At 61.2% G+C, this 19,810-nt stretch carries 22 protein-coding genes; 3 read left to right on the top strand and 19 right to left on the bottom strand.

The window, feature by feature from the left end; translation table 11 throughout:
* Nucleotides 1-2 precede the first annotated feature (2 nt).
* The 5 genes from WBP06_RS25750 to WBP06_RS25730 all read right to left on the bottom strand — a co-directional run bounded on the left by WBP06_RS25750 (nt 3) and on the right by WBP06_RS25730 (nt 5,137).
* Entirely contained in the window at nt 3-728 is a 726-nt protein-coding gene (locus WBP06_RS25750) for an SDR family oxidoreductase (protein WP_133085029.1), read from the bottom strand.
* 5 nt (nt 729-733) lie between these two features.
* Complete coding sequence (locus tag WBP06_RS25745; protein WP_236549403.1) at nt 734-1,750, bottom strand: NADP-dependent oxidoreductase; 1,017 nt, start codon at nt 1,748-1,750, stop codon at nt 734-736.
* Nucleotides 1,750-2,187: a nuclear transport factor 2 family protein gene (locus WBP06_RS25740; RefSeq protein WP_133085031.1), complete on the bottom strand. Its 438-nt coding sequence runs from the start codon at nt 2,185-2,187 to the stop codon at nt 1,750-1,752. The genes WBP06_RS25745 and WBP06_RS25740 overlap by 1 nt, the downstream gene beginning before the upstream one ends.
* 117 nt (nt 2,188-2,304) lie before the next feature.
* Nucleotides 2,305-4,641 (bottom strand): membrane-bound PQQ-dependent dehydrogenase, glucose/quinate/shikimate family, encoded by a 2,337-nt coding sequence (locus WBP06_RS25735; RefSeq protein WP_133085032.1) that lies wholly within the window; start codon nt 4,639-4,641, stop codon nt 2,305-2,307.
* 40 nt (nt 4,642-4,681) lie between these two features.
* The gene (locus WBP06_RS25730; RefSeq protein WP_395335265.1) at nt 4,682-5,137 is read right to left on the bottom strand and encodes a nuclear transport factor 2 family protein; all 456 of its coding nucleotides are present in this window, start codon (nt 5,135-5,137) and stop codon (nt 4,682-4,684) included.
* Between the two features lie 148 nt (nt 5,138-5,285).
* Between WBP06_RS25730 and WBP06_RS25725 the strand changes: the two genes are divergently transcribed.
* Nucleotides 5,286-5,810: an ester cyclase gene (locus WBP06_RS25725; RefSeq protein WP_133085034.1), complete on the top strand. Its 525-nt coding sequence runs from the start codon at nt 5,286-5,288 to the stop codon at nt 5,808-5,810.
* Between the two features lie 168 nt (nt 5,811-5,978).
* Here WBP06_RS25725 and WBP06_RS25720 read toward each other — a convergent pair whose 3' ends face one another.
* The 12 genes from WBP06_RS25720 to WBP06_RS25665 form a co-directional block, all read right to left on the bottom strand.
* On the bottom strand, nt 5,979-6,899 hold the full coding sequence (locus WBP06_RS25720) for an alpha/beta fold hydrolase (protein WP_159831191.1): 921 nt from the start codon (nt 6,897-6,899) through the stop codon (nt 5,979-5,981).
* A gap of 15 nt (nt 6,900-6,914) precedes the next feature.
* Nucleotides 6,915-7,667 (bottom strand): SDR family NAD(P)-dependent oxidoreductase, encoded by a 753-nt coding sequence (locus tag WBP06_RS25715; RefSeq protein ID WP_395335261.1) that lies wholly within the window; start codon nt 7,665-7,667, stop codon nt 6,915-6,917.
* Nucleotides 7,664-8,503 (bottom strand): alpha/beta fold hydrolase, encoded by an 840-nt coding sequence (locus tag WBP06_RS25710; protein WP_133085037.1) that lies wholly within the window; start codon nt 8,501-8,503, stop codon nt 7,664-7,666. The genes WBP06_RS25715 and WBP06_RS25710 overlap by 4 nt, the downstream gene beginning before the upstream one ends.
* A gap of 15 nt (nt 8,504-8,518) precedes the next feature.
* Nucleotides 8,519-9,073, bottom strand: coding sequence for a VOC family protein (locus WBP06_RS25705; protein WP_395335258.1), 555 nt, complete (start codon nt 9,071-9,073; stop codon nt 8,519-8,521).
* Between the two features lie 21 nt (nt 9,074-9,094).
* The gene (locus tag WBP06_RS25700; RefSeq protein WP_395335256.1) at nt 9,095-9,484 is read right to left on the bottom strand and encodes a MaoC family dehydratase; all 390 of its coding nucleotides are present in this window, start codon (nt 9,482-9,484) and stop codon (nt 9,095-9,097) included.
* Nucleotides 9,481-9,939, bottom strand: coding sequence for a hypothetical protein (locus WBP06_RS25695; RefSeq protein WP_395335254.1), 459 nt, complete (start codon nt 9,937-9,939; stop codon nt 9,481-9,483). Before WBP06_RS25695 ends, WBP06_RS25700 begins: the two co-directional genes overlap by 4 nt.
* Nucleotides 9,940-9,950: 11 nt before the next feature.
* Complete coding sequence (locus tag WBP06_RS25690; protein ID WP_395335252.1) at nt 9,951-11,114, bottom strand: acyl-CoA dehydrogenase family protein; 1,164 nt, start codon at nt 11,112-11,114, stop codon at nt 9,951-9,953.
* Between the two features lie 63 nt (nt 11,115-11,177).
* Nucleotides 11,178-11,732: an NADPH-dependent FMN reductase gene (locus WBP06_RS25685; protein WP_133085041.1), complete on the bottom strand. Its 555-nt coding sequence runs from the start codon at nt 11,730-11,732 to the stop codon at nt 11,178-11,180.
* 1 nt (nt 11,733) lies between these two features.
* A complete protein-coding gene (locus tag WBP06_RS25680; protein ID WP_133085042.1) occupies nt 11,734-12,510 on the bottom strand; it encodes an SDR family oxidoreductase in 777 nt (258 codons plus the stop codon).
* Nucleotides 12,507-13,247 (bottom strand): alpha/beta fold hydrolase, encoded by a 741-nt coding sequence (locus WBP06_RS25675; RefSeq protein ID WP_395335249.1) that lies wholly within the window; start codon nt 13,245-13,247, stop codon nt 12,507-12,509. Before WBP06_RS25675 ends, WBP06_RS25680 begins: the two co-directional genes overlap by 4 nt.
* Nucleotides 13,248-13,252: 5 nt before the next feature.
* Nucleotides 13,253-14,209, bottom strand: coding sequence for a VOC family protein (locus tag WBP06_RS25670; protein ID WP_133085044.1), 957 nt, complete (start codon nt 14,207-14,209; stop codon nt 13,253-13,255).
* Between the two features lie 52 nt (nt 14,210-14,261).
* Entirely contained in the window at nt 14,262-15,113 is an 852-nt protein-coding gene (locus WBP06_RS25665; protein ID WP_133085045.1) for a fumarylacetoacetate hydrolase family protein, read from the bottom strand.
* Between the two features lie 130 nt (nt 15,114-15,243).
* Between WBP06_RS25665 and WBP06_RS25660 the strand changes: the two genes are divergently transcribed.
* Nucleotides 15,244-15,951, top strand: a complete 708-nt coding sequence (locus tag WBP06_RS25660) for a GntR family transcriptional regulator (RefSeq protein ID WP_201282527.1) — start codon at nt 15,244-15,246, stop codon at nt 15,949-15,951.
* Nucleotides 15,952-15,959: 8 nt separating this feature from the next.
* On the opposite strand, the gene WBP06_RS25655 is transcribed toward WBP06_RS25660, so the two are convergent.
* Nucleotides 15,960-16,742: an SDR family NAD(P)-dependent oxidoreductase gene (locus tag WBP06_RS25655; protein WP_133085046.1), complete on the bottom strand. Its 783-nt coding sequence runs from the start codon at nt 16,740-16,742 to the stop codon at nt 15,960-15,962.
* A 29-nt stretch (nt 16,743-16,771) separates the two neighbouring features.
* A complete protein-coding gene (locus WBP06_RS25650; protein ID WP_236549399.1) occupies nt 16,772-18,436 on the bottom strand; it encodes a class I adenylate-forming enzyme family protein in 1,665 nt (554 codons plus the stop codon).
* Between the two features lie 157 nt (nt 18,437-18,593).
* Here WBP06_RS25650 and WBP06_RS25645 point away from each other — a divergent pair, with 157 nt between their 5' ends.
* A complete protein-coding gene (locus tag WBP06_RS25645; protein ID WP_133085048.1) occupies nt 18,594-19,796 on the top strand; it encodes an acetyl-CoA C-acetyltransferase in 1,203 nt (400 codons plus the stop codon).
* The last annotated feature ends 14 nt before the right edge of the window (nt 19,797-19,810 follow it).

Here is a 19,810-nt window from a genome sequence, read left to right as displayed (position 1 = left end):
GCTTAATGCGTGTCACAGGCGGCAAACACTTGAATCCGGGCGAGGTTGGTGCGCTCGGGCTGAGCCGCCATGTACCGCACGGCATCCGCAACATCCTCAGGTTGCATCGGCGGTATGAAACTGTCCCAGGCCGGCTGTCCGCGTGACTTCATGTCCTCGAATATTTCCGTGCTGGTCGTGCCCGGCGAAACGATACCGACTTTCACTCCAGTGCCGGCCAATTCGACCCGCAAACAATCGGTGAACCCCTCCAGTGCTCGCTTCAGGCCGCCGTAGACACCGACACCAGGTGCAACGATGTTGGCGCCGATGCTCGAAATATTGATGATCTGGCCTCTGGCTGCCGATTTCATTGTCCGTGCAAACAGAGTACTGGTGCGAACGACCGCTTCGTAATTGAGCGCCATCATCGGTCGCAACTGGTCGAGATCGAAATCGTCGATCGGTGCCGCATGAAGAATGCCCGCATTATTGACCAGAATGTCGGCTCGCCCGAACTTAGCCAGAACGAAGTCGTGCAAAGCCCGAGCGGCGTCGGGATCCGCCATGTCGGCTGAATGGACACAGGCATGCTCGCCAAGTTCGCCCGCCAGTGAGGCAAGGCGTTCGGCGCGGCGGGCGACCAGCACTGTCCTCGCGCCCGCCTCGGCGAGCGCTCGCGCAGTGGCCGCGCCTATCCCCGACGATGCCCCGGTTATAATGGCGACCTTACCTTCAAGGGCGTTCATTACCGTCACTCGTGCGCTCCTGTCTCTTTCAGCCGGATCAACCGCTTGCCGTGGTTTTCCCCACGGTAAAGGCCCGCAAGGGCATCCGGACAGCTCTCAATCCCGTCGAGTATTTCCTCGCGCCACGTCAGGCGGCCCTGCTCGGTCCACTCGCGCAGCTGCGCAACTGCGGCGGCGTAACGGGCCATGTGATCGAAGACGACGAAGCCTTCCATTCGTGCCCGCTTGACCAGAAGGTGGCGTTCCACGCGCGGACCATCGGGCCAGGGAGCCCAGCGGTCCTGCGACGCTGTTCCGCAGACGATGACACGGCCGCCGAGCGCGAGGTGGGGCATTACCGCGTCGCTGATCGGGCCGGCGACGTTGTCGAAATAGACGTGGATCCCCTGGGGCGCGACGCGGCTCAAAGTGGCGGCCACGTCCTGGCCGCGGTAGTCGATCGCAGCCTCGAATCCAAACTCCTCGACACAGCGCCGCACTTTGTCTGCTCCCCCGGCAATACCCACCGTGCGGCATCCAAGGATATTGGCAATCTGGCCCGCGGCGGACCCAACCGCGCCTGCGGCCGTGGATACCAGCACGGTTTCACCGGCGCGCGGCTGCCCGACAAGCGTGAGGGCCAGATAGGCCGTGACGCCGTTTATTCCCAAAATGCCAAGCGATGCGCGAAGTTCTTTTTCGCTGGTCTTCTGAAGGATTTGATCGGCCGCTACGCAAGCGAAATCCTGCCACCCGAACCATCCTGCGACGTATTCGCCAACTTGGAAATGTTCGTGGTTCGATTCGATGATACGGCCTGAGGCGAGGCTGCGCATGACCGAGCCCAGGGCCACCTGGTCTCCGTAGTTACCGACGTCGGCGATCCAGCCGCGCATGGCGGGCTCGACCGAGAGATAGTGATTTTGTACAAGTATCTGGCCCGGACCGGGACGGTCCACCGGAGCGCTGCGGATTTCGAAATGCTCGGCCTGGGCAATGCCTGCCGGACGAGAGCGCAACCTGACCTGCCGGTTCGTCGCCATCAAAAACCCGCTCTGACCATCGTGAATTTCCGGCGGGATATCCGCCAGCCTTCTGCCGTGCGGATCAGGCAGTCGTCATAGAATCCGGCCGCTCTGGTCGCGCTGCCTCCCGGTGCCGGGTCGGTCAGCACAGCGTCCACATAACTGCGGGCCAGAATCTCGCTATTGCGGCTCTCGACCACGATATTGGTTATGCGGTGAAGCGTCGCGCCTAGATTGCGATGCGCGGATTCCATGTACTCGGTGATCTCGCGCGGTCCGCGCCATTGACCGAAGCTGCCGTAATCCACTTCGCAGTCATTCGCGAAGCAGGAGCGAAACAAGGGCCAGTCCCGGGTATCGATGCCGGTCGCGTAGCGCAGCAGCAGATTGCGGATTGCGCGCTCGTCATCGGCCGCGACAGGCGATGTTCTCGTCAGGCTGCCTGATGTCGGCATGCTCCATCCTCCCGTTTTTGTTACTTGCGACGATAGTGCGTAATCGGGGCGACTTGCCCGTCCAAGGATAGGAGCTTGCGGGGACACGCCCCTATTTTTTACGATTTATCTGGCCCATCATTTCGTCGGCAGAGCATAGGCGATCAATTCGTCACTCGTTCCAGACAGCATGGCTGCATGGCCGCCGGCCGCGATGACGACAAATTGGCGTCCGCTGGGCCGGGACCAATACGTGGTCGGCGATGCATTGCCGCCGGCTGGCAACCGTGCTTTCCACAACACCTGCCCACTTTCCGTCGCAAGGGCGCGAAATACGTGCTCCTGAGTCGCGCCGATGAAGGTGAGGCCGCTCGAAGTCGTTAGAGACCCGCCAATGTTCGGCACCCCCATAGGTATCGGTACGAGCGAAGGCAGAGCCAGCGGCCCGCTGTCGCGCGATGAGCCCAAGGTACGGGACCATACCAGCTTGCCGGTTCTGAGATCGACGGCGTTGATGCTGCCATAGGGCGGCTGCTGACACGGGATCGCGAGCGGCGAAAGAAAGGGTGCGATTTGCGCGGCGTAAGGCACGCCCTGTTGAGCCGCTGGACCTCCCACATTGCTCATGTGCGCTGCATTCATCGGCTTGATGCCGCGCCGGTCCGCCTCCGCTCGGGAAATGAGGCGGTTGTAGTTGGCGACCTGGTTGTTGTTGACGATCATGAGGCCGCGTCTCACATCGACGGAGACACCGCCCCAGTCGATCCCCCCAAGGTAGCCAGGCCACGTAATCGTGAAGCGGTCTGTCGAGAGGGGTGTCATTTCGCCTTCGAAACGGGCTTGCCGAAAGCGGATGCGGCACAATGCCTGATCGATCGGCGTGAGCCCCCACATGCTCTTTTCCGTGGGAGCCGGGCCGCCGAAACTTGGCATCGCGGCGGAAAAGGGCTGGGTGGGAGATAGTCGCTCACCGGCGACCGCTCCGCGGGGAACAGCGCGTTCCATTACAGGCAGTAGGGGTTTACCCGTCATGCGGTCCAGGACGAAGATCTGCCCACGTTTTGTGGGTTGTACAAGTCCATGGATGCCGCCGGGCAGGTCGAAGAGAGTAGGCTGCGCCGCAACATCGTAATCCCAAAGATCGTGATGTGTCGTCTGGAACGACCAGCGGACTGCTCCTGTCTGGGCGTCAAGTGCGACAACAGCGCTGGAGTAGCGATCGTCCAGCGCCGTGCGGTGGCCGCCGAAGTAGTCAGGCGTTGCGTTTCCGGTTGGCACATAGACGAGCCCCAGAGCTTCATCGGAACTCATCGGAGCCCAGCTATTCGGCGTGCCTCTTGTGAATGTCGCGCCTGGTTCCGGTGAACCGTGATCGTCCGGGCGGCCAATATCGAATGCCCACGAAAACTCGCCCGAAACAGCATCGAACGCGCGGATGACGCCCGAAGGCTCCTGCGTTCGCTGACCGTCGATGATCCAGCCGCCGACGACCAGCCGTCCGCGAACCAGCGCCGGGGGCGAAGTGACGAAGTAATAGCCCTTTTCGACGGACCCAAGGCCCTTGGTGAGATCCACCTGGCCGTTCTGTCCGAAGGCGCCGCAGGACTGTCCCGTGGCAGCATCGAGCGCCAAAAGCCGAGCATCCAGCGTAGCGGTATAGATACGTTCTGAGCAGGTGCCCGTCGCGCCGGGCACGCGGTAATATGTCACGCCGCGGCATACAAGGCCGTAAACGCCTTCGAGGTTTGTCCTTGGCGAGTGGCGCCAGAGCTGGCGGCCGGTTTCAGGGTCGAGTGCGATTACATCATTGTTGCCCGCGCAAATGAACAAGCGATCACCGATCTTGAGGGGATTGGTTTGAAAGGCCGTGCCCTGCTTGCCGCTTGTCAGTTTGCCCGTATGGTAACTCCAGACGGGTTTCAGATTGCCGACGTTTGCTGGTGTGATCTGACCAAGCGGTGAATAGCGCGAGCCTCCGCGGTCGTTGCCGTAGGCAATCCAGTCACCTTCTTCCGAAGCTGCTGGTGCCGGTCCCCAAGCTGTGCTTGTGGCAGCAGGTGTGCGGTCAGCCCAGAACGCCGCCCCGATCCCGGCTATCCCGATTACCGCGAGGCCAGGCCAAAGTAGGCGGCCGCCGGGCAGGGCTGCCTGCTGGCCCACATGCCGGCGGTACCAACCTGTCAGCATGTAGAGACCCATGACAGTCGGCATTGCGATCCGCGGCGCCAGTGCCCAGCCATCGAGGCCGCACTCCCACAGCGCCCAGCATAAGTTCACACAGAGAAATACCCAATAGAGCAGCGCAGACTTTGCTTCCCTCCGCCATCCCAGAACTGCGCAGACAAGCATGACAAGGCCGCTCAGCACATACCAGGGCGATCCACCCAGCAAGGCGAGCTGGGCGCCAAGGACTGTCAGGGTACCGCCTGTTGCGCCCAGCAGCACCAGGAAAGCATGATTGAATAGGCGTCGCATGTCACCGCCTTGGGTCTCAGGATGGAAAGTGAGCGCGAACTCAGGACGGCAGTTGTTCAGCCAGCCAGTCCGGGACATTGATCCGGTAGCATTTCTGTTCGTAAAGGCGGCTGATCTTCCAGCCCTGCTCGGTCCGGATAAAATCGTGAATATACCAGAGGCCAAATACGAGCGTGTCGCTCGATTGCCCCTGCGAGACGGTCATCGGATTGTAGCATACCGTCTTGGTCCGGGCGGTATCGCCATCGATAGCGTATTTTGTGGTCGACACTGCGTGCTGGTAGGCGAGAATGGGAGATAGCCCCTCCACGAGGAATTGCTTGATCTCGGTCAGTCCGCCGCGCACGCCCACCATTTCTGAATAGTCTATCAGCGCGTCTTGCGTGAAGAACTCGTCAAGCGCGTCCCAATCGCGATTGTCCACGGCATAACAATATCCCACGATCAGGTCCTGCAGTTCAAACCTGTCGGACATTTCCTGCATGCTCAGGGTCATGGCCTCTCCTCCGTTCGATATGGTGCGATCGCACGGGCGTTCGTCCTGGCCGCCTTTCGTTGGGTAGGTGGCAGCAGGTGCGGGGATCGGGATGACGGGCTACGGCCTGCGCGATGGGCGGGCCAGATATCAAGCAAGGAGAATACTGATGGGCCTGGCCCCGTTCACTGAAGCCGATTTCGTCCTGTCCAAGGAGAAGCGGGCCGAAATCACAGCCGGACTGACTGAGCGGCAGGCTTTCATGGTCACGCAATGGATGGACCTGCACGAAGTCATCAATCGGGGCGATTGGGACGGCATGGATGCCTTCTTCAACACCGACACCATGACGTATGACAATCCGAACCGGCCGGATCTTGGCACCTACCATATCTGGAAGACCTCGCCGCAGGGCCTCTACAAGACGTTCCCGCCCAGCACTTACCGGACTTTGAAGGCATGGGGTCGCGGCGACGATGAGGTCTGCGTGCTCTGCCATCACTACGGCAAGCACACTGGCGGTCCCTACATGGGTGTTCAGCCGACAGGAAACGAACTCAACGTCCTGTGGTTCTCCTGGCTGCGTTTCCGCGGCGACAAGATCGACCACATCTATTCGATCTCCGACGTGCTCTCGATGCTGAAGGACCTCGAAGTGATCGATGTGCCTCAGCCAGTCGACCCCTACAAGTGATCGAGCACGCCCCGGCCGCCTGCGTTGTCGGGCGGTCGGGGTGTGAAAAGGCCCAATCTTAGAGCGGGACTTGCGGCATAGCTCGCCAAGGGTTTGACGTGGGGCTCTCGGGTGCCTCGGGGTATCGGCGTCCTTAACGCTGAGAGTTTCCCAGTAGCGGCTGGCGTCTCATTCGCCCGTCTTGGCCATCTCATCGATCCAGCCGTTGAGTTTCGCCCAGCTGTCGCTGCGCGTCGAGGCGAAGTTATGGCAATGCGCAGAACCAGCGAGCGGCATCAGGCTGATACGGCGCGACTTGCCGTAGAACGACGGCTCAAGAAGCGGATCCGGACTGACGTCAATGTCCCCGAAATGCAGATAGACGGGAACATCGATCGCGGCTGCCTCATCCGCCACGCCGCCGGGCACTATCGCCAGGCGGCCGTAGCTGTTGGGCGTGACCGAGGCGCGGGAATCGTCGGCGGCAATGACGGCTTCAGGCACGTCAGGGGCGTGGAAACTCGCGCGCATCGAACCCCGATCCGCTTGACTGTAACCACTGCCTTCGACCCGCTTTTCGAGATCTGCACGCACTTCGTCCGGCAGATCGAGGCTGATATTGGTGAACCCAAGGATCGCAACCTGATCGAAGCTGCGAAACGAGGCCTGCTGAATGATCGTGAGCATTCCGCCCATGGAGTGACCGATGCCGCTGATCCGTTTGCGCTTCGCTGCAAGTTCGGCGCCGAAATCTCCAGCGTCGATCCGGCACAGGATGTTTGCAAGCGCCTGATGGTGCGCCTGCGCGCCGAGCAGGGGATTTAGCAGTCCTTCATCGAGTGGCTTGGAACTATCCCCCATTCCCAGTGCGTCGAGGGTGAGGACGGCCTTTCCCTGGGAGAGGAAGTAATCGATGAAGCTGTAGCCGGGGTGACCGTCAATCCATGCATCCCAGTACCAGCGACTGTACGATGCGCCATGTAGGCAGACGAGCAGGTCGAGAGCATCTGAAGGCACGGTTTCGGGCAGGGCCAGCGTAGCGGCAACCGTGAGTGGCTGCGCGAATTCGATCGCGGGTGCAACGGGTATCGACAGCGTTAATTTGGACACGGTTGCTATCCTGTTTCAGAGGCTGAAGCCACCGTCGACGATGAGGGTCTGACCCGTCACGTAACCTGCACGCGCTGACGCAAGGAAGGCCACGGCGTTGGCGATATCGCCTGCGCTGCCAAAGCTCTGGAGCGCGATCCGCTTGCGCTGGGATTCCCAGATGTCCGGTGTGTAGAGAGTTGAAAGAAATTCGGCGCCAAGCCCTGCGTCGATGATGCCTGGTGCGACCATGTTCGCCCTGATGCCGTATCGCCCTTCTTCTTTCGCAACAGCCCGGCAAAGAGCCTCGATACCGGCTTTGGGAACCGATGAAAGCGCATCGCCAGGGGGGAAGCAGTAATTGGCAACCGATACGACCGCGACGAAATTGCCGAAGCCCTGCGTCCGGAAGTGCGGCAGGGCATGGGCAACCACGCGGGTGAAACCCATCAGTTCGATCTCGATGACTTCGCGCCATTGCTGTTCGACGATCTGACTGACGAATGGCTGCGGAATTTCGACGCCGCTGGCGTAAACGACGGTCCCGATTGCTCCGAACCGCTCCACGGTGCTGCGCATGGCCTCCTGGATCGAAGCATTGTCAGAAAGGTCGCAGCGGACCGCGAGGGTGCCGCCGTTTCCGCCCATTGTTTTGGCGACTGCGAGGGCTCGCTCCTGGCTGGAACGATATCCAATGGCGACTCCGTTCCAGTCAGAGGCAAGCTGCCTGCATATCTCGCTTCCGAGGCCGCCGGTTCCGCCAATGACTATTGCGGCTCCCCGGTTCATAAAGGCAGATGCTCGGCCAGATGGCGCAGCAGTCGAACTGCGAAGGCATCGTTCTGGTCGCCGGTGAACATGTGACCGACACCCTCGGCGATTTCGACCTCCAATTGCGGTGTGAGGCTTTTGAAATGGCGAACGCTCTCGTCCGAGACAAGTTCGCTGAGCTGCGCCTTCACCAGCACGACGGGTGATTTCACCCTGCCGGCCGCTGCGAACAGGGATGCGCGTTCGGAAGGCGGATGCAGGAATTCGGGTGCGGTTGTGCGCGGATCCCAATGCCAGAACAGCCGGCCGTCTTGCTTCCGCATCGACTTGGCCAGCCCGGATACATTGGCAACGCGCGGTTGGCCCAAATGGCGATGCAGAGCATCGGCTGCGTCATCCAGCGTCGCAAAGCCGGCGTCGCTGCTGCGAAAGAAATCGCGAATGCCATCCACGCCGTCATCGACGATCAGCGGCGCCACGTCCGCCAGCATGATGAGCCTGACGAGATCGGGATGACGCGAACCGCCGACCAGTGCCGATTGGCCGCCTCGCGATGCGCCGACCAGCGCAACGGGCCTGGAGAGACGGGTGACGATGGCTTCCACATCGCGCCCGTAGGCTTCCAGCTCATAGTCGCCATCGGCCGCCCAGCCGCTCTCGCCATGCCCGCGCAAATCGAACGTAAGTGCATAGTAGCCGGCCTCCGCTGTCCGCCGTGCCGAACGCGTCCATGAGCGCCGGCTTTGGCCGCCGCCATGGAAGAAGCACACTGCAGGAGCAACAGGGTCGCCGAAGGCATCGGCTACCATGTCGAGATGGTCACCGGGCCACGTAGTTTGGGAAGCGGTGATCATGCGCAAGTCTGCCGATCACGCTGCCGCGACCGGGGGTACCAGTTCTGCAAAGGAAGGATGTTCGCCTGGCCCGCGGTACGCGAACTTGCCCGGCGCATGGTGCCACTTGCCGTCGTTCCTGCTCTCGTAGGGCGAGGCGACCTCGATAAGGCAGCCATGGGTGCTTTTCGGGCCCACCCAGCTCCATTTCTGCCAGGTCATGTCCGGGTCGTTGTAGGTCTTGCCGCCGCCAAGCACCTGAATGCCTTCTGCGGCCAACTTCTCCATCGCGTCCGGTACGTCGTCCGTAGCAAAGCAGAAGTGATGCACGTGCTCGCCGACCTTTTCGAGGCGGTCGCCCATTGGCGTTCCCGGAGAGGGCTGGATGAACTGGATTTCCGTTCCGCCATTGTTGACGAAAGTGGCCCACCGCATGCCTGCATCCGCACCGCTCGAGAATTCGTCGTACTTGACGATACGCTCTTCCAGCGATGCAGGGTCGAGAACGCGCAGGATCTTGGTCCAGTTCTCGATGGCGGTGTCGAGGTCGCGTACGACCATGCAAACGTGGGCAAAAGGTCCGCTAGGCATAATCTCTCTCCTGGAGAATCTTCAGATTTCTATTGTTGCTGTGCCGGAATTGACGGTACCGCGCCCGTCCACGTCGAGCTTGAATTCGCAAGTGACCGTGCTTCCATCGATCGCCGTGACCTTGCCGGTGACGACAGCGCGATCCTCGCCATAGACATTGTCCAGAAAGCGCGAATCCATCTTCGAAATCCGGCCTTTGGGGAAGGCACGCATGAGCATGTTCATCATGTAGGCCACGTTGATTGGCCCCTGGTTGATGACGCGGTTGCCCAGGCCCTTCGCCTTCACGACTTCGACGTCGAGATGGATCGGATTGGGATCCGCGAGAAAGACCGCCCACTGCTTCATTGCATCGGAGCTGACGCGTTCGATGGTGAAGGAAGGCAGTTCGTCTCCAACGTCGTATGTCATGCCGCAAACTCCTTGCGGGGCAGTACCCACACGTTGTCGGTTTCAAGCACTTTGGTGCCGTCCAGCAGGTGCAAACGGAGCCGGTAGGTCAGTACGTCCATGACGCCGAGCTTGCGGCTGCGCTTGCGGACGAGATCGAGGATTTCGCCGGTGACCCTGTAGCTTTCGCCCACCTTCAGAGGGGCGTCGAACGTTACGCCGCTCGAGCCCATCATCGGACCGTCCTCGACGTCGAATTCGCAGGCCTCGCATACGCCGGCCACCGTCTTGCCCATCGCGACCTGGGTCGCGATGTAGTAGTAGATCGGATGCGCAGTGCCGTCAGGCGCCGGCTCGATGCCGGTCGAACGGCACAGCGCAGCGTTTTCCTCGGCACTGATCGTGAAGATCGCGCTGCCGTCAAGAGAGGTGCCGGCAGCGTCTGGGGCAGGGGGCAGATCGTCGAGATCGCTCATGACCATTTCCTTCAGAAAGAGCGGGGCAGCCCGAGGCTTTCGGCAATCGTGTTGCGAACCATCTCGTTGCTGATTGGCGTCATTCTCAGGATCCGATGATCCCGCCAGTAGCGTTGCATGTCCGTCTCTGCGGAATAGCCCATGCCGCCCAGGATCTGGATGCCTAGATCGGCCGCTTTTACTGCATTTTCAGTGGCGACCATCTTGAGCATGTTCGCCTCGACACCGCAGGGCATGCCGTTGGCTTGCATCCATGCGACGTTGTTGAGCAGCAATTCGGTCGTTTTTTGCCAGGTGGCGATATCCGCGACGTAGTGTTGAAGGATCTGAAAGCGGCCGATGATGCCCCCGAACGCCTTGCGCTGCTTCATGTAGTCAAGCGCGTCTTCAAGTACGCCGTCTATCGCACCGAGGCACTGCGCGCCGACCATGATACGCTCGTTGTTGAGCGTCGGCAGCATTGCGTACCACGCCTGCCCCGGTTCCCCGAGCACGTCCTCATCCGGGACGAAGACATCGTCGTAATGGACTTCGCACGAACCCATCGCCCGCATGCCAAGCTTGGGCAGTAGCGAGCAGGTAATGCCGGGAGATTTGGCATCGACGAAGAACATCGTGAGGCCGTGATGCTTCTTTTCGACATTGCGATCCGTCCGCGCGAGGACAAGAAGCCGGTCAGCCGCCTTGGCGGCCGTCGTCCACATCTTGGCCCCCTTCAGCTTCCAGCCACCCTCGACCTTGTCCGCGTAAGTCTTCATCGCGCCCAGGACATCGGTTCCGCCATCGGGTTCGGTCATCGACAGCGAGACGCGAAGCTTGCCCTGGGCCATCGGCCTCAGCCAGCGGTTCTTCTGCTCTTCGGTTCCCACCGCACCGATCGTCTTGGCGCCTCCGAACGAGGTAAGGCCCCACACCCAGAGCAGCCCCCCTGCCGTGCGGGCAAACTCGCGGGCGAAGATCATCTGCATCATGACGTCGCCGCCCAGCCCGTCATATTCTTCCGGGATGCCGATGCCGAAAAAGCCTTGCTCTGCCAGCTTGTCCCAAAGCGCGTAAGGGTAGTTTTCCTCGTCGGCTTCGAGCGTGCGCATCCAGTCCTTCGGGGCTTCTGCGTCGACCCAGCGGCGCACCACGTCACGGAAGGCCTGCTGCTCGTCGGTGAGCGAAAAATCCATTGTACTTCCTGTTCTCTTGCGCCCCCAATTGGCACCCATCCGGTGCGCTCAGAACCTATCGTCCTATAGGGTCGGCCCTGCGTGGAAGCGAAACATCTGGTCTACCATCATGGTAAGCTGGCTGGTGACGGGCGCCTGTTCGATGGGATCGCCCTCGGTTCCGACCGTGTTGATCGCAACCCCGAGAGGTGTGGGCCAACCGCGCAGGGCATGGGTTATGCTGCGAAGCTGCTGGAGCGTTCCAACCGCAGCCTGCCAGCCAGCAGCCGTGGCGATTGCGCCGACCGGCAGGCCGTCGAAGTAGCAGCGACTGTCCCGGTTCGTATCCTCGACATAATCGAGCGCGTTCTTGACGAAGCCCGATATCGCACCGTGATAGCCCGGCGAACCGATGATGATGCCATCGGCGGTCCGAAGCAGTTCAATATAACGCCGTGCTGCGTCGGAGCGCTCCTGATTTTCCGGTGCATACGGGGGGAAATTGATGTCTTCGCCCGAAAGGATGGTAGTGCGTGCGCCGCGCTCCTGCGCGATTGCTAGCGCTTTACGCAGGGCGCGTTCGGTCGATGACATGGCGCGCATGGTGCCGCCGATGGCGATGAAATGGGGCTGAGTCATATCAGATCGACAATCCACCTTCGACCGGAATGACCGATCCTGTCACGTAGGCTCCGGCGCGAGAGGCCAGATAGATGGCAGCGCCCGCCAGGTCTTCCGCAGTACCGGTGCGCCCGCGCGGCACCATGCCTTCGACCATTTTTCTCATCTCGTCGGACGTGATGACGGTCATCTCCGTCTCGAAGAAGCCGGGCGCGATGACATTGGCCGTGATGTTATCGCGGCCCAGTCGTTTGGCGAGACCCTTCGCCAGCCAGTGGATCGCACCTTTGGATGCCTGGTAGGCGTAGTTCTCCTTGGGACCGACCTTGAGAGCGCCTACCGAGCCGATGTTGATGAGGGATGCCGGCCGTTCCTTTGTCCCGCCGGCGCGCAGTAGAGGGAGAAATTTCTGAAGCAGGAAGAACGGTGCCTTCAGGTTGAGATCCATGACCTGGTCCCAGTCCTGCTCGCTGTAATCGTCGATAGGCGCCTCGGCCATCGCACCGGCATTGTTGACCAGGATATGAAGCGCATTCTCGGCTTCACTCACGCGGGCGACGAGAGCGTCCACTCCCTCCAGGGATGAGACATCAGCGGTTAGCCCGATGCATTGACCCCCGGTCGAGGTGCTGATTTCCCGGGCGGCATCGAGCACTTTGGCCTCGGTCCGCGCGCAGATATAGACCTTGGCGCCGGCGGCCGCGAAGCCGGTCGCTATATGGCGCCCAATGCCGCCGGAGCCGCCCGTCACGACGGCGATGCGGTCCTTCACCGAGAACAGTTCTGCGGGGTTCATGCGTCTACCTTCAATCCGGCGATTTTAAGGATCAGGCCGGTGGTGCCTTCGGGATCGCCCACCAGCAGAGCATGGTCGCCGGGATGTTCGTGAATGTTCCAGCCGAGCGCGCGCGCGCGCTCGTGCATCGCCGTCATTACGGTCACGGCGGCGGCGATATAGTCCACCGGTCTTGCGATGGTTTCGCTGCCCTTGGCGATGGCGCCCGCTGTCGCCTTCATTGGCTGGTCAGAAAGGTTGTCGAGCAGCCACTTTTCCCGTGCGGGATCCATGAGGTGCGGATGCTCCTTGGCAGCCGCACGCTGCATCTCGTCGACGCCCGAACCGATCGGTCCCTCGCCGGCTTCAAGCAATGCATCGAGCTGTGCGACTTGTTCCTCGGGTACATAACCCATCAGCGAGGCGATGCGCTCGCCCGAATGGGCGATAATGGCGTCGAGGTAGATGATGCTGGCGATGCGGTCGCCCACCTCTGCTATGATACCCGGCGCCACGGTGCCTGCATAGCTGTGCGCTACCAGCACGACGTCATGCAGATCTTCGAATTTGAAGACGTTGACGATGTCGCGCACGTGGGTCTCGTTGCCCACATCGCGGCCGATGAGATGGCTGCGCTCGCCAAAGCCGGTAAAGGTCGGTGTGTAGACCTTGTGCCCTTGCGCTTCGAGAATCTCCCGGACGTATTTCCAGGTCCAGCCGCCCATGCCGCCGCCGTGAAGAAGAACGAATGTGGTCATGGCAATCAGGCCTCCGCTGGTTCGGTGTTCTGGATAAATTCGGGGAATGGGTCCGGCCCCCAAAGGAACATGCTGTCGTCAGGGGCGTGGTTGGCCGAGGGCCAGTCCACATCCGCAGGAATGAAATCGATGTCGGCGGAATACTCGCTGAAGCTGCCCCAAGGATCGCGTACGTAGTAGAAGTAGTTCGCACCCAGCACGTGCTGGCCGAGGCCCCAGTTGGGTCCGTAGCCGGCGCGCGCCATGCTTGCGCCGCCGAGACCCACTTCCATGACGGAACCCACGTCCCAGCTGTTGTGATGCATACCGCGGCGGTCGGAGAGCACGAGTGCGAGCAAGTGGTGATCGCTCCCATGGACACCATGGAGAAAGGCAACAGCGGGCTCGCTCTTGTCGGAGAGCCGCAGGCCAAGCGTCCGCTCATAAAAGTCGATCGCGGCGTTCACGTCGGTGGTGAAAATCGCAAAGTGCGAAAGACGCCGGGGGTGGACCTTGGGTGCCTTGCTGTTGGGAATCGCGCCGGACTTGCCGGGTTCTGAACTCGTGAAGCTGAAGCGGCTCTTTTCGGCGGGCGTCGCCTTTTCCGCAACGCGGACGTTGATGGGAAGGCCGTCGAACCCTCTGAACCAGATACCCTTGGCTTCTGCGTTGTCAGGTGCCGGGATGAATTCCACACCGGCGCGCTTGAGGTGGCCGCGAAACGTCTCCTCCTCATCCGCGAATATCCCGAAGCTGAGATAACGCAGCCGCTTGGCATCGCCTGCCTGGCTGAGGACTGCCCACCTGTGCGGATGACCCTGCGCATAGAGTTCGAGCCGGCCATCCGCCTCGCGCACGTCCAGACCGAAGAGCGTGTAGAAGCGTCGTGCCTCGTCGAGGTCGGGCACTTCCACCGCAAAGTGATCGATGGAATGGACACCAAGTACATTGGCGCGGCGACTGGCGATGCTTTTCTCGTTCATCCTGTCCTCCATGGCGGCCGAGCGATGTTCTGGCGCATCGCTCGGCCCGAAATCACGCTGCCTTGATGGGATTGACCAGCAAGCCGATTTTTTCGATCTCCACTTCGCACACATCCCCGTCCTTCATGAAGAGCGGAGGATTGCGGGCAAGTCCGATGCCCGACGGCGTGCCCATGACCAGCACGTCGCCTGCTTCCAGCGTGAAGCATGTGGAAAGCAAGGACACCGTATCGACAACATCGAAGACCATGTCAGAGGTATTGGCGCTCTGAACCACCTGCCCGTTCAGCCTGGTCTCGATCTTGAGCCCAGCGCCGCCCGCGGGCAGTTCATCGGCCGTGACCAGCCATGGACCGAAGGCACCGGTATCGTCGAAATTCTTGCCCACGGTCCATTGCGGCGTCTTGAGCTGATAGTCGCGCACGGAGCCGTCATTGAACACCGAGTAAGCGACGATGTGGGACAGCGCGTCTTCCTTTCCGATGTTCTTTCCGCCCTTGCCGACGATTGCGACCATTTCAGCCTCGTAATCGAGCTGGTCCGATGTGGCCGGCTTGATGATCGGTGCGCCGTGGCCGATCAGGCTCGAATTGAACCGTCCGAAAACTGTCGGGAATTCGGGAACCTGAAAGCCGCCTTCGGCAGCGTGATCCTTGTAGTTGAGACCAAGGCACAGGATTTTCGGCGCCTTGATGAGCGGAGGCAGAAATTCAAGGTCGTCTTGCGCGACGCTCTCTCCCTGGGCCAGGACTTTGCCGCCCGCCTTTGCGAGCGCTTCGCCGCCCTGAGCGACAAGGTCGTCCAGATCGTAGAGTGCCGCGTCGCCGAAAATCGCCTTGATGCCGGAGCCAGTGTCCACCGCAACGCCGATGCGACCGTCCTTCGAAACTTTTGCCAAGCGCATGATTCGATCCTTTTCCAAACTCGGGCACCGTGGGGTGGCTCGGTCGGCTCGTCAATCTGAAATATATTCTAAGTACTCAAATATACCTCTAGCGTTTACCTTGCATTTCGTTGCTGCTATGGAGACTGGGATGACAAAAAAGCTCAGCCTCACCGAGCAGGCCTATCGCCGGCTGCGGGACAATCTCCTGACCTGCCGCCTTGTGCCGGGGGAGCGGATCAACATCAAAGACGTGTCGGACAACCTGGGGTTCAGTCTCGGTGCAGTCCGAGAGGCCTTGTCGCGCCTGACGTCTGAAGGGTTCGTCGTCCTTGACGATGCGCGAGGCTTTCGGGCAGCGCCGATTTCCATCGCCGATCTGACTGACCTCGTCATGGTGAGGAGTGACATCGAGGGACAGTGTCTTCGCCGCGCCATCGAACGCGGCGGCCTCGATTGGGAATCGACGATCGTGAGTGCTGCCCACCGTCTCAGCAAGACGCCGACACGCGATCCCGACATGCCGGAGCGGCTCAATGAGGACTACGCCGAGGCCCATGGTGACTTCCATCATGCCCTCGTCGATGCTTGCGACAGCCCATGGTTGCTGCGCATGCGCGAATGGCTCTACGCTCAATCCGAACGATATCGCTACCTCACGGTTCCGCTCGCAACCGGCGAGCGGGATCTGGTGCATGAGCATGCCGAAATCGTCGAAGCCACGCTTGCCAGGGATGCGGATCGGGCCGTCGCTCTCCTCAGAAGCCATCTCGAGGCAACAGCCAGGCTTCTGATCGATGGACAGACCGACCCGGCGGGTGAGGCGAACCTGCGTTTCCTGGATGACAAGGCCGCCTGACACCATTTTCAGCGTTGCCTTTGCTGGCCCGTGCCGCCCCCGCTGGCCGGCATCAGCATGTTGCTCATGCCGCCGTCGACAAGCACATCGATACCGCTGATGTGGCTGGCCTGCGAACTGGCGAGGAACAGGATGGCGTTGGCGACATCCTCGGCCAGGCCGAGTTTACGCAAAGGTATACTGGCTTCCCGCTCTTCCCGGCGCGTCTTGTCACCGTAGCCGGCGGCCGTCATCGGCGTGTAGGTAGGACCGGGAGAGACGGTATTGCAGCGGATGCCATCGGGACCCCACTCAATGCAGAGTTGCCGGATCAGCATCAGAAGCGCCGCCTTGCTGCACGAATAAAATCCGAGCCCCGGCGTGGGCTGGGTGCCCGACATCGAACCTGTAGCAATGAAGGCACCCTTGCTGGCTCGCAGGTGCGGATGCGCGGCCTTTGCTAGCAGCCAGGTGGAGCGAGTGTTTACCGCGAAGATCCGGTCGAAGTCGGCAAGTGGCTGGTCGACAAGAGCGCCACCCATGATGATGCCCGCATTGCTGATGACTGCATCGATACCGCCCATGTGGGCGAGTGCAGCCTCGACGATGCGATCGCCGCAGTCGGGCTCGGCAAGATCGACGACGCAGCCCCCTGCCGCCGGCCCAATTTTGCCCGTCACTGCTCCAAGATTGGCCTCGTCCCTGTCGGCGAGGAGCATTGAGTGCAGGCCGGGCAACACTTGTCCCGCCGCCAGCAGTTCAGCGCAGGCGCGGCCGATGCCGCTGGCTGCACCAGTAATGACCACACGCATTCCATTCTCCCTTTGCGCGCAGCGCCTGATCAGTCCTTGAGACCAAGCTCGTCCATCAACGCGCTGCGCAGCTTGAACTTCTGTATCTTCGATGCCGACATCGGCCATTCGTCGATGAACCGGATGTGCCGGGGCACCTTGAACGAGGCAAGGCGCGCCTTGGTAAAGGCGATCAATTCCTCCGGCTCGACAATCACGTCGCCGTCTCGCTCGATGTAGGCTGCAGGGATTTCGGCCAGCCGCTCGTCCGGCAGGCCAACGACCTGGGCAAGACGAACAGCCGGATGCGCGGCCAGGACCGCTTCGACTTCTGCCGCCGCGACGTTCTCGCCGCCCACCTTGAGCATGTCCTTGAACCTGCCGTGAAACATCACATGCCCGTGCGCATCGATCGAGCCGATGTCGGCGCTGTGATACCAGCCCTCGCTGTCGAGCGCCTGGGCCGTCTTCTCAGGATCTTTGTAGTATCCGTCGAACAGATTGTAACCGCGGATCAATATCTCGCCCCGTTCGTCGACGGCTTTCTCCAAGCCTGTTTCAGGGTCGATGATTTTCATTTCGATGCCGGCAAGAGGATAACCGAGCTTTCTGAAGCCCATTTCCGGCTCCATCCCGTAGCCGCCGGTGGTCACGATTCCTGTAGCCTCCGTCATGCCCATGGTCCCCACCTGCAACATACCGGGAGCCTTCTCCCGGTATGCCTGACCGACCCGGTCGGGCATGAAGGCAAAGCAGCTGTTCTGGAGCCTGACCGAGGAAAGATCTGACGTTTCCCAATCGGGATGCGCGATCATTGCCTGATGAAATGTGACGAAGGGGAGGAACATCATCGTCACGCGCTCCTGCTCGATCTGGCGCAGGCTTTCTCCGGCGTCGAAATGCGGCTGTCCGATGAAGGTACCACCTACCTCCATCGCGCCGAGCATGCAGAGCATTGCGGCGATATGGAAAAGCGGCAGCGGCGACCATGCTCGCTCGCCGGGCTGGAAGGCCCAGCGATAGTGCGCCAGGTTGTTCGCCTCGCGCGTCACGGCTTCATGGCTTAGTAGACAGCCCTTGGGATTGGCCGAAGTGCCGGAGGTGTACAGAATCATCGCGGTATCACGTACGCGAACAGTGAGGCGCGCCGCATGGATTTCGTCTTCGCTGACCTGTTCGGCGGCTTCATCGAACATCGCCTGGTCGATGAAGCCGGGAACCGAACGACCGCCAAGCATGATGATGCGGGAAAGCTTCGGTGCCGCGGCAAGTGACAGGCGAGCAGGATTGTCGGCACTCGCCAGGTCTGCAAACGCCTCGTAAAGCCGGGCACCGAAGTCGACGTGTTCAGAGACAAGATCGTTTGTGACGATGGCTGCAAGGTCGGCGTTCTCCGACACGTACGCCATCTCTGGTGCCTTGTAGCGGGCATTCATGAGAACCGAGACGGCACCGCACATCGCATTTGCGAAAAGCGTTTCGACGAATTCGATGCTGGACGGCAGCAAGATGCCGACATGGTCGCCCCGCCGAATCCCGAGCGCCCTTAGCCCCCTCGCGCGGCGCAGAACACTGGCCACGACTTCGTCATAAGTCTTGCGTTCGCCCGGAAAAACCAGGGCCTCCCTGTCCTTGCCCTTGTCCCACCCCGCCAAGAGGTGATCACCCAACGTCGTCGCGGTGATGCGAATTGCGGCGTCGTCTTCACCCGTCATGCTCACAAAAGCTCGTCCTCAAAGTTCGTCCCTGCGCGATGAGTGCGAGATTGCAGCGAACCCGCGATCCTGCGCCTTTCGTTGGATAGGTGCGGACAGGCTGGCCAGACCCAAGAGCAGGATCACGAAAACACCGATCACTGGCCGGGAAATGACGATGGAAGCCTATATCTACGATCATGTTCGCACGCCGCGCGGCAAGGGCCGGCCCGATGGCGCGCTGCATGAGATCACTTCGGTCGAAATGGCGACACAGCTGCTCAAGGCCTTGCAGGAGCGCAACGCACTCGACACCGCCTTGCTCGATGACGTTATCATTGGCATGGCGCAGCCGGTCGGCGAACAGGGCGGTGTCCTGGCGCGCGCGGCAGTTCTTCAAGCCGGCTATGCGCAATCGGTGGCTGGCCAGCAGATTCACCGATTTTGCGCGACTGGCCTCGATGCTGTCAGTCTCATCGCGGCCCAGGTCCATTCCGGCATGATCCAGGCCGGCATCGGGGGCGGCGTTGAATCCATGAGCCGGACGGTCATGGGCTATGATTCCGGTGCCTGGACGTCGGACCCGGCTGTTGCATTCGGCAACTATTATGCGCCGCAGGGCATCGGCGCGGACATCATCGCGACGCTCGACGGCTACACCCGCGAGGATGTCGACCGTTTCGCGGTCGAGAGCCAGCGCAAGGCGGCCCGTGCCTGGGAAAACGGCTATTTTCGAAATTCCATCGTGCCAGTGAAGGACGTGCTGGGCGAGGTCGTGCTCGATCATGATGAGCACATGCGTCCGGGCACCACGCTGGAGAGCCTGGCAAAGCTCAAGCCCGCATTCGAAGGCTTCGGGAAAGCCGGTTTCGAAGCTGTCGCAAAAGCGCGGTACCCCGAGATCGAGGACCTCGACTACGTCCATCACGGCGGCAACAGCTCCGGTATTGTCGACGGTTCCGGGCTCGTCCTGGTCGGCTCACGGGCGTTCGGCGAGAAAGCGGGGCTCAAGCCCCGCGGGCGCGTCCGTTCCTATGCCAATATCGGTTCTGAACCGACGATCATGCTGACGGCCCCTGCGGAGGTCTCGCGCAAGGCTTTGCGGGCCGGAGGAATGATGCCCAAGGACATCGACCTCTGGGAGCTCAACGAGGCCTTCGCCAGCGTAGTTATGCGCTTCCAGCGCGACATGGACATTCCCGACGACCGGATCAACGTGAACGGCGGCGCGATCGCCATGGGACATCCGCTCGGCGCCACCGGCGCGATGATCCTCGGCACCGTGCTCGACGAATTGGAACGCCGCGACGCCGAAACCGGCCTCATCACGCTGTGCGCGGCCAATGGTCTTGGGACCGCCGCTATCATCGAGCGCGTCTGAACGCTGCTCCATTC

This window comes from Novosphingobium mississippiense (genome assembly GCF_044029535.1).
In the GTDB taxonomy this organism is placed as follows: domain Bacteria; phylum Pseudomonadota; class Alphaproteobacteria; order Sphingomonadales; family Sphingomonadaceae; genus Novosphingobium.
Note: the sequence above shows the minus strand (reverse complement) of the source record. Positions and strands in the feature narration are given on the sequence as shown.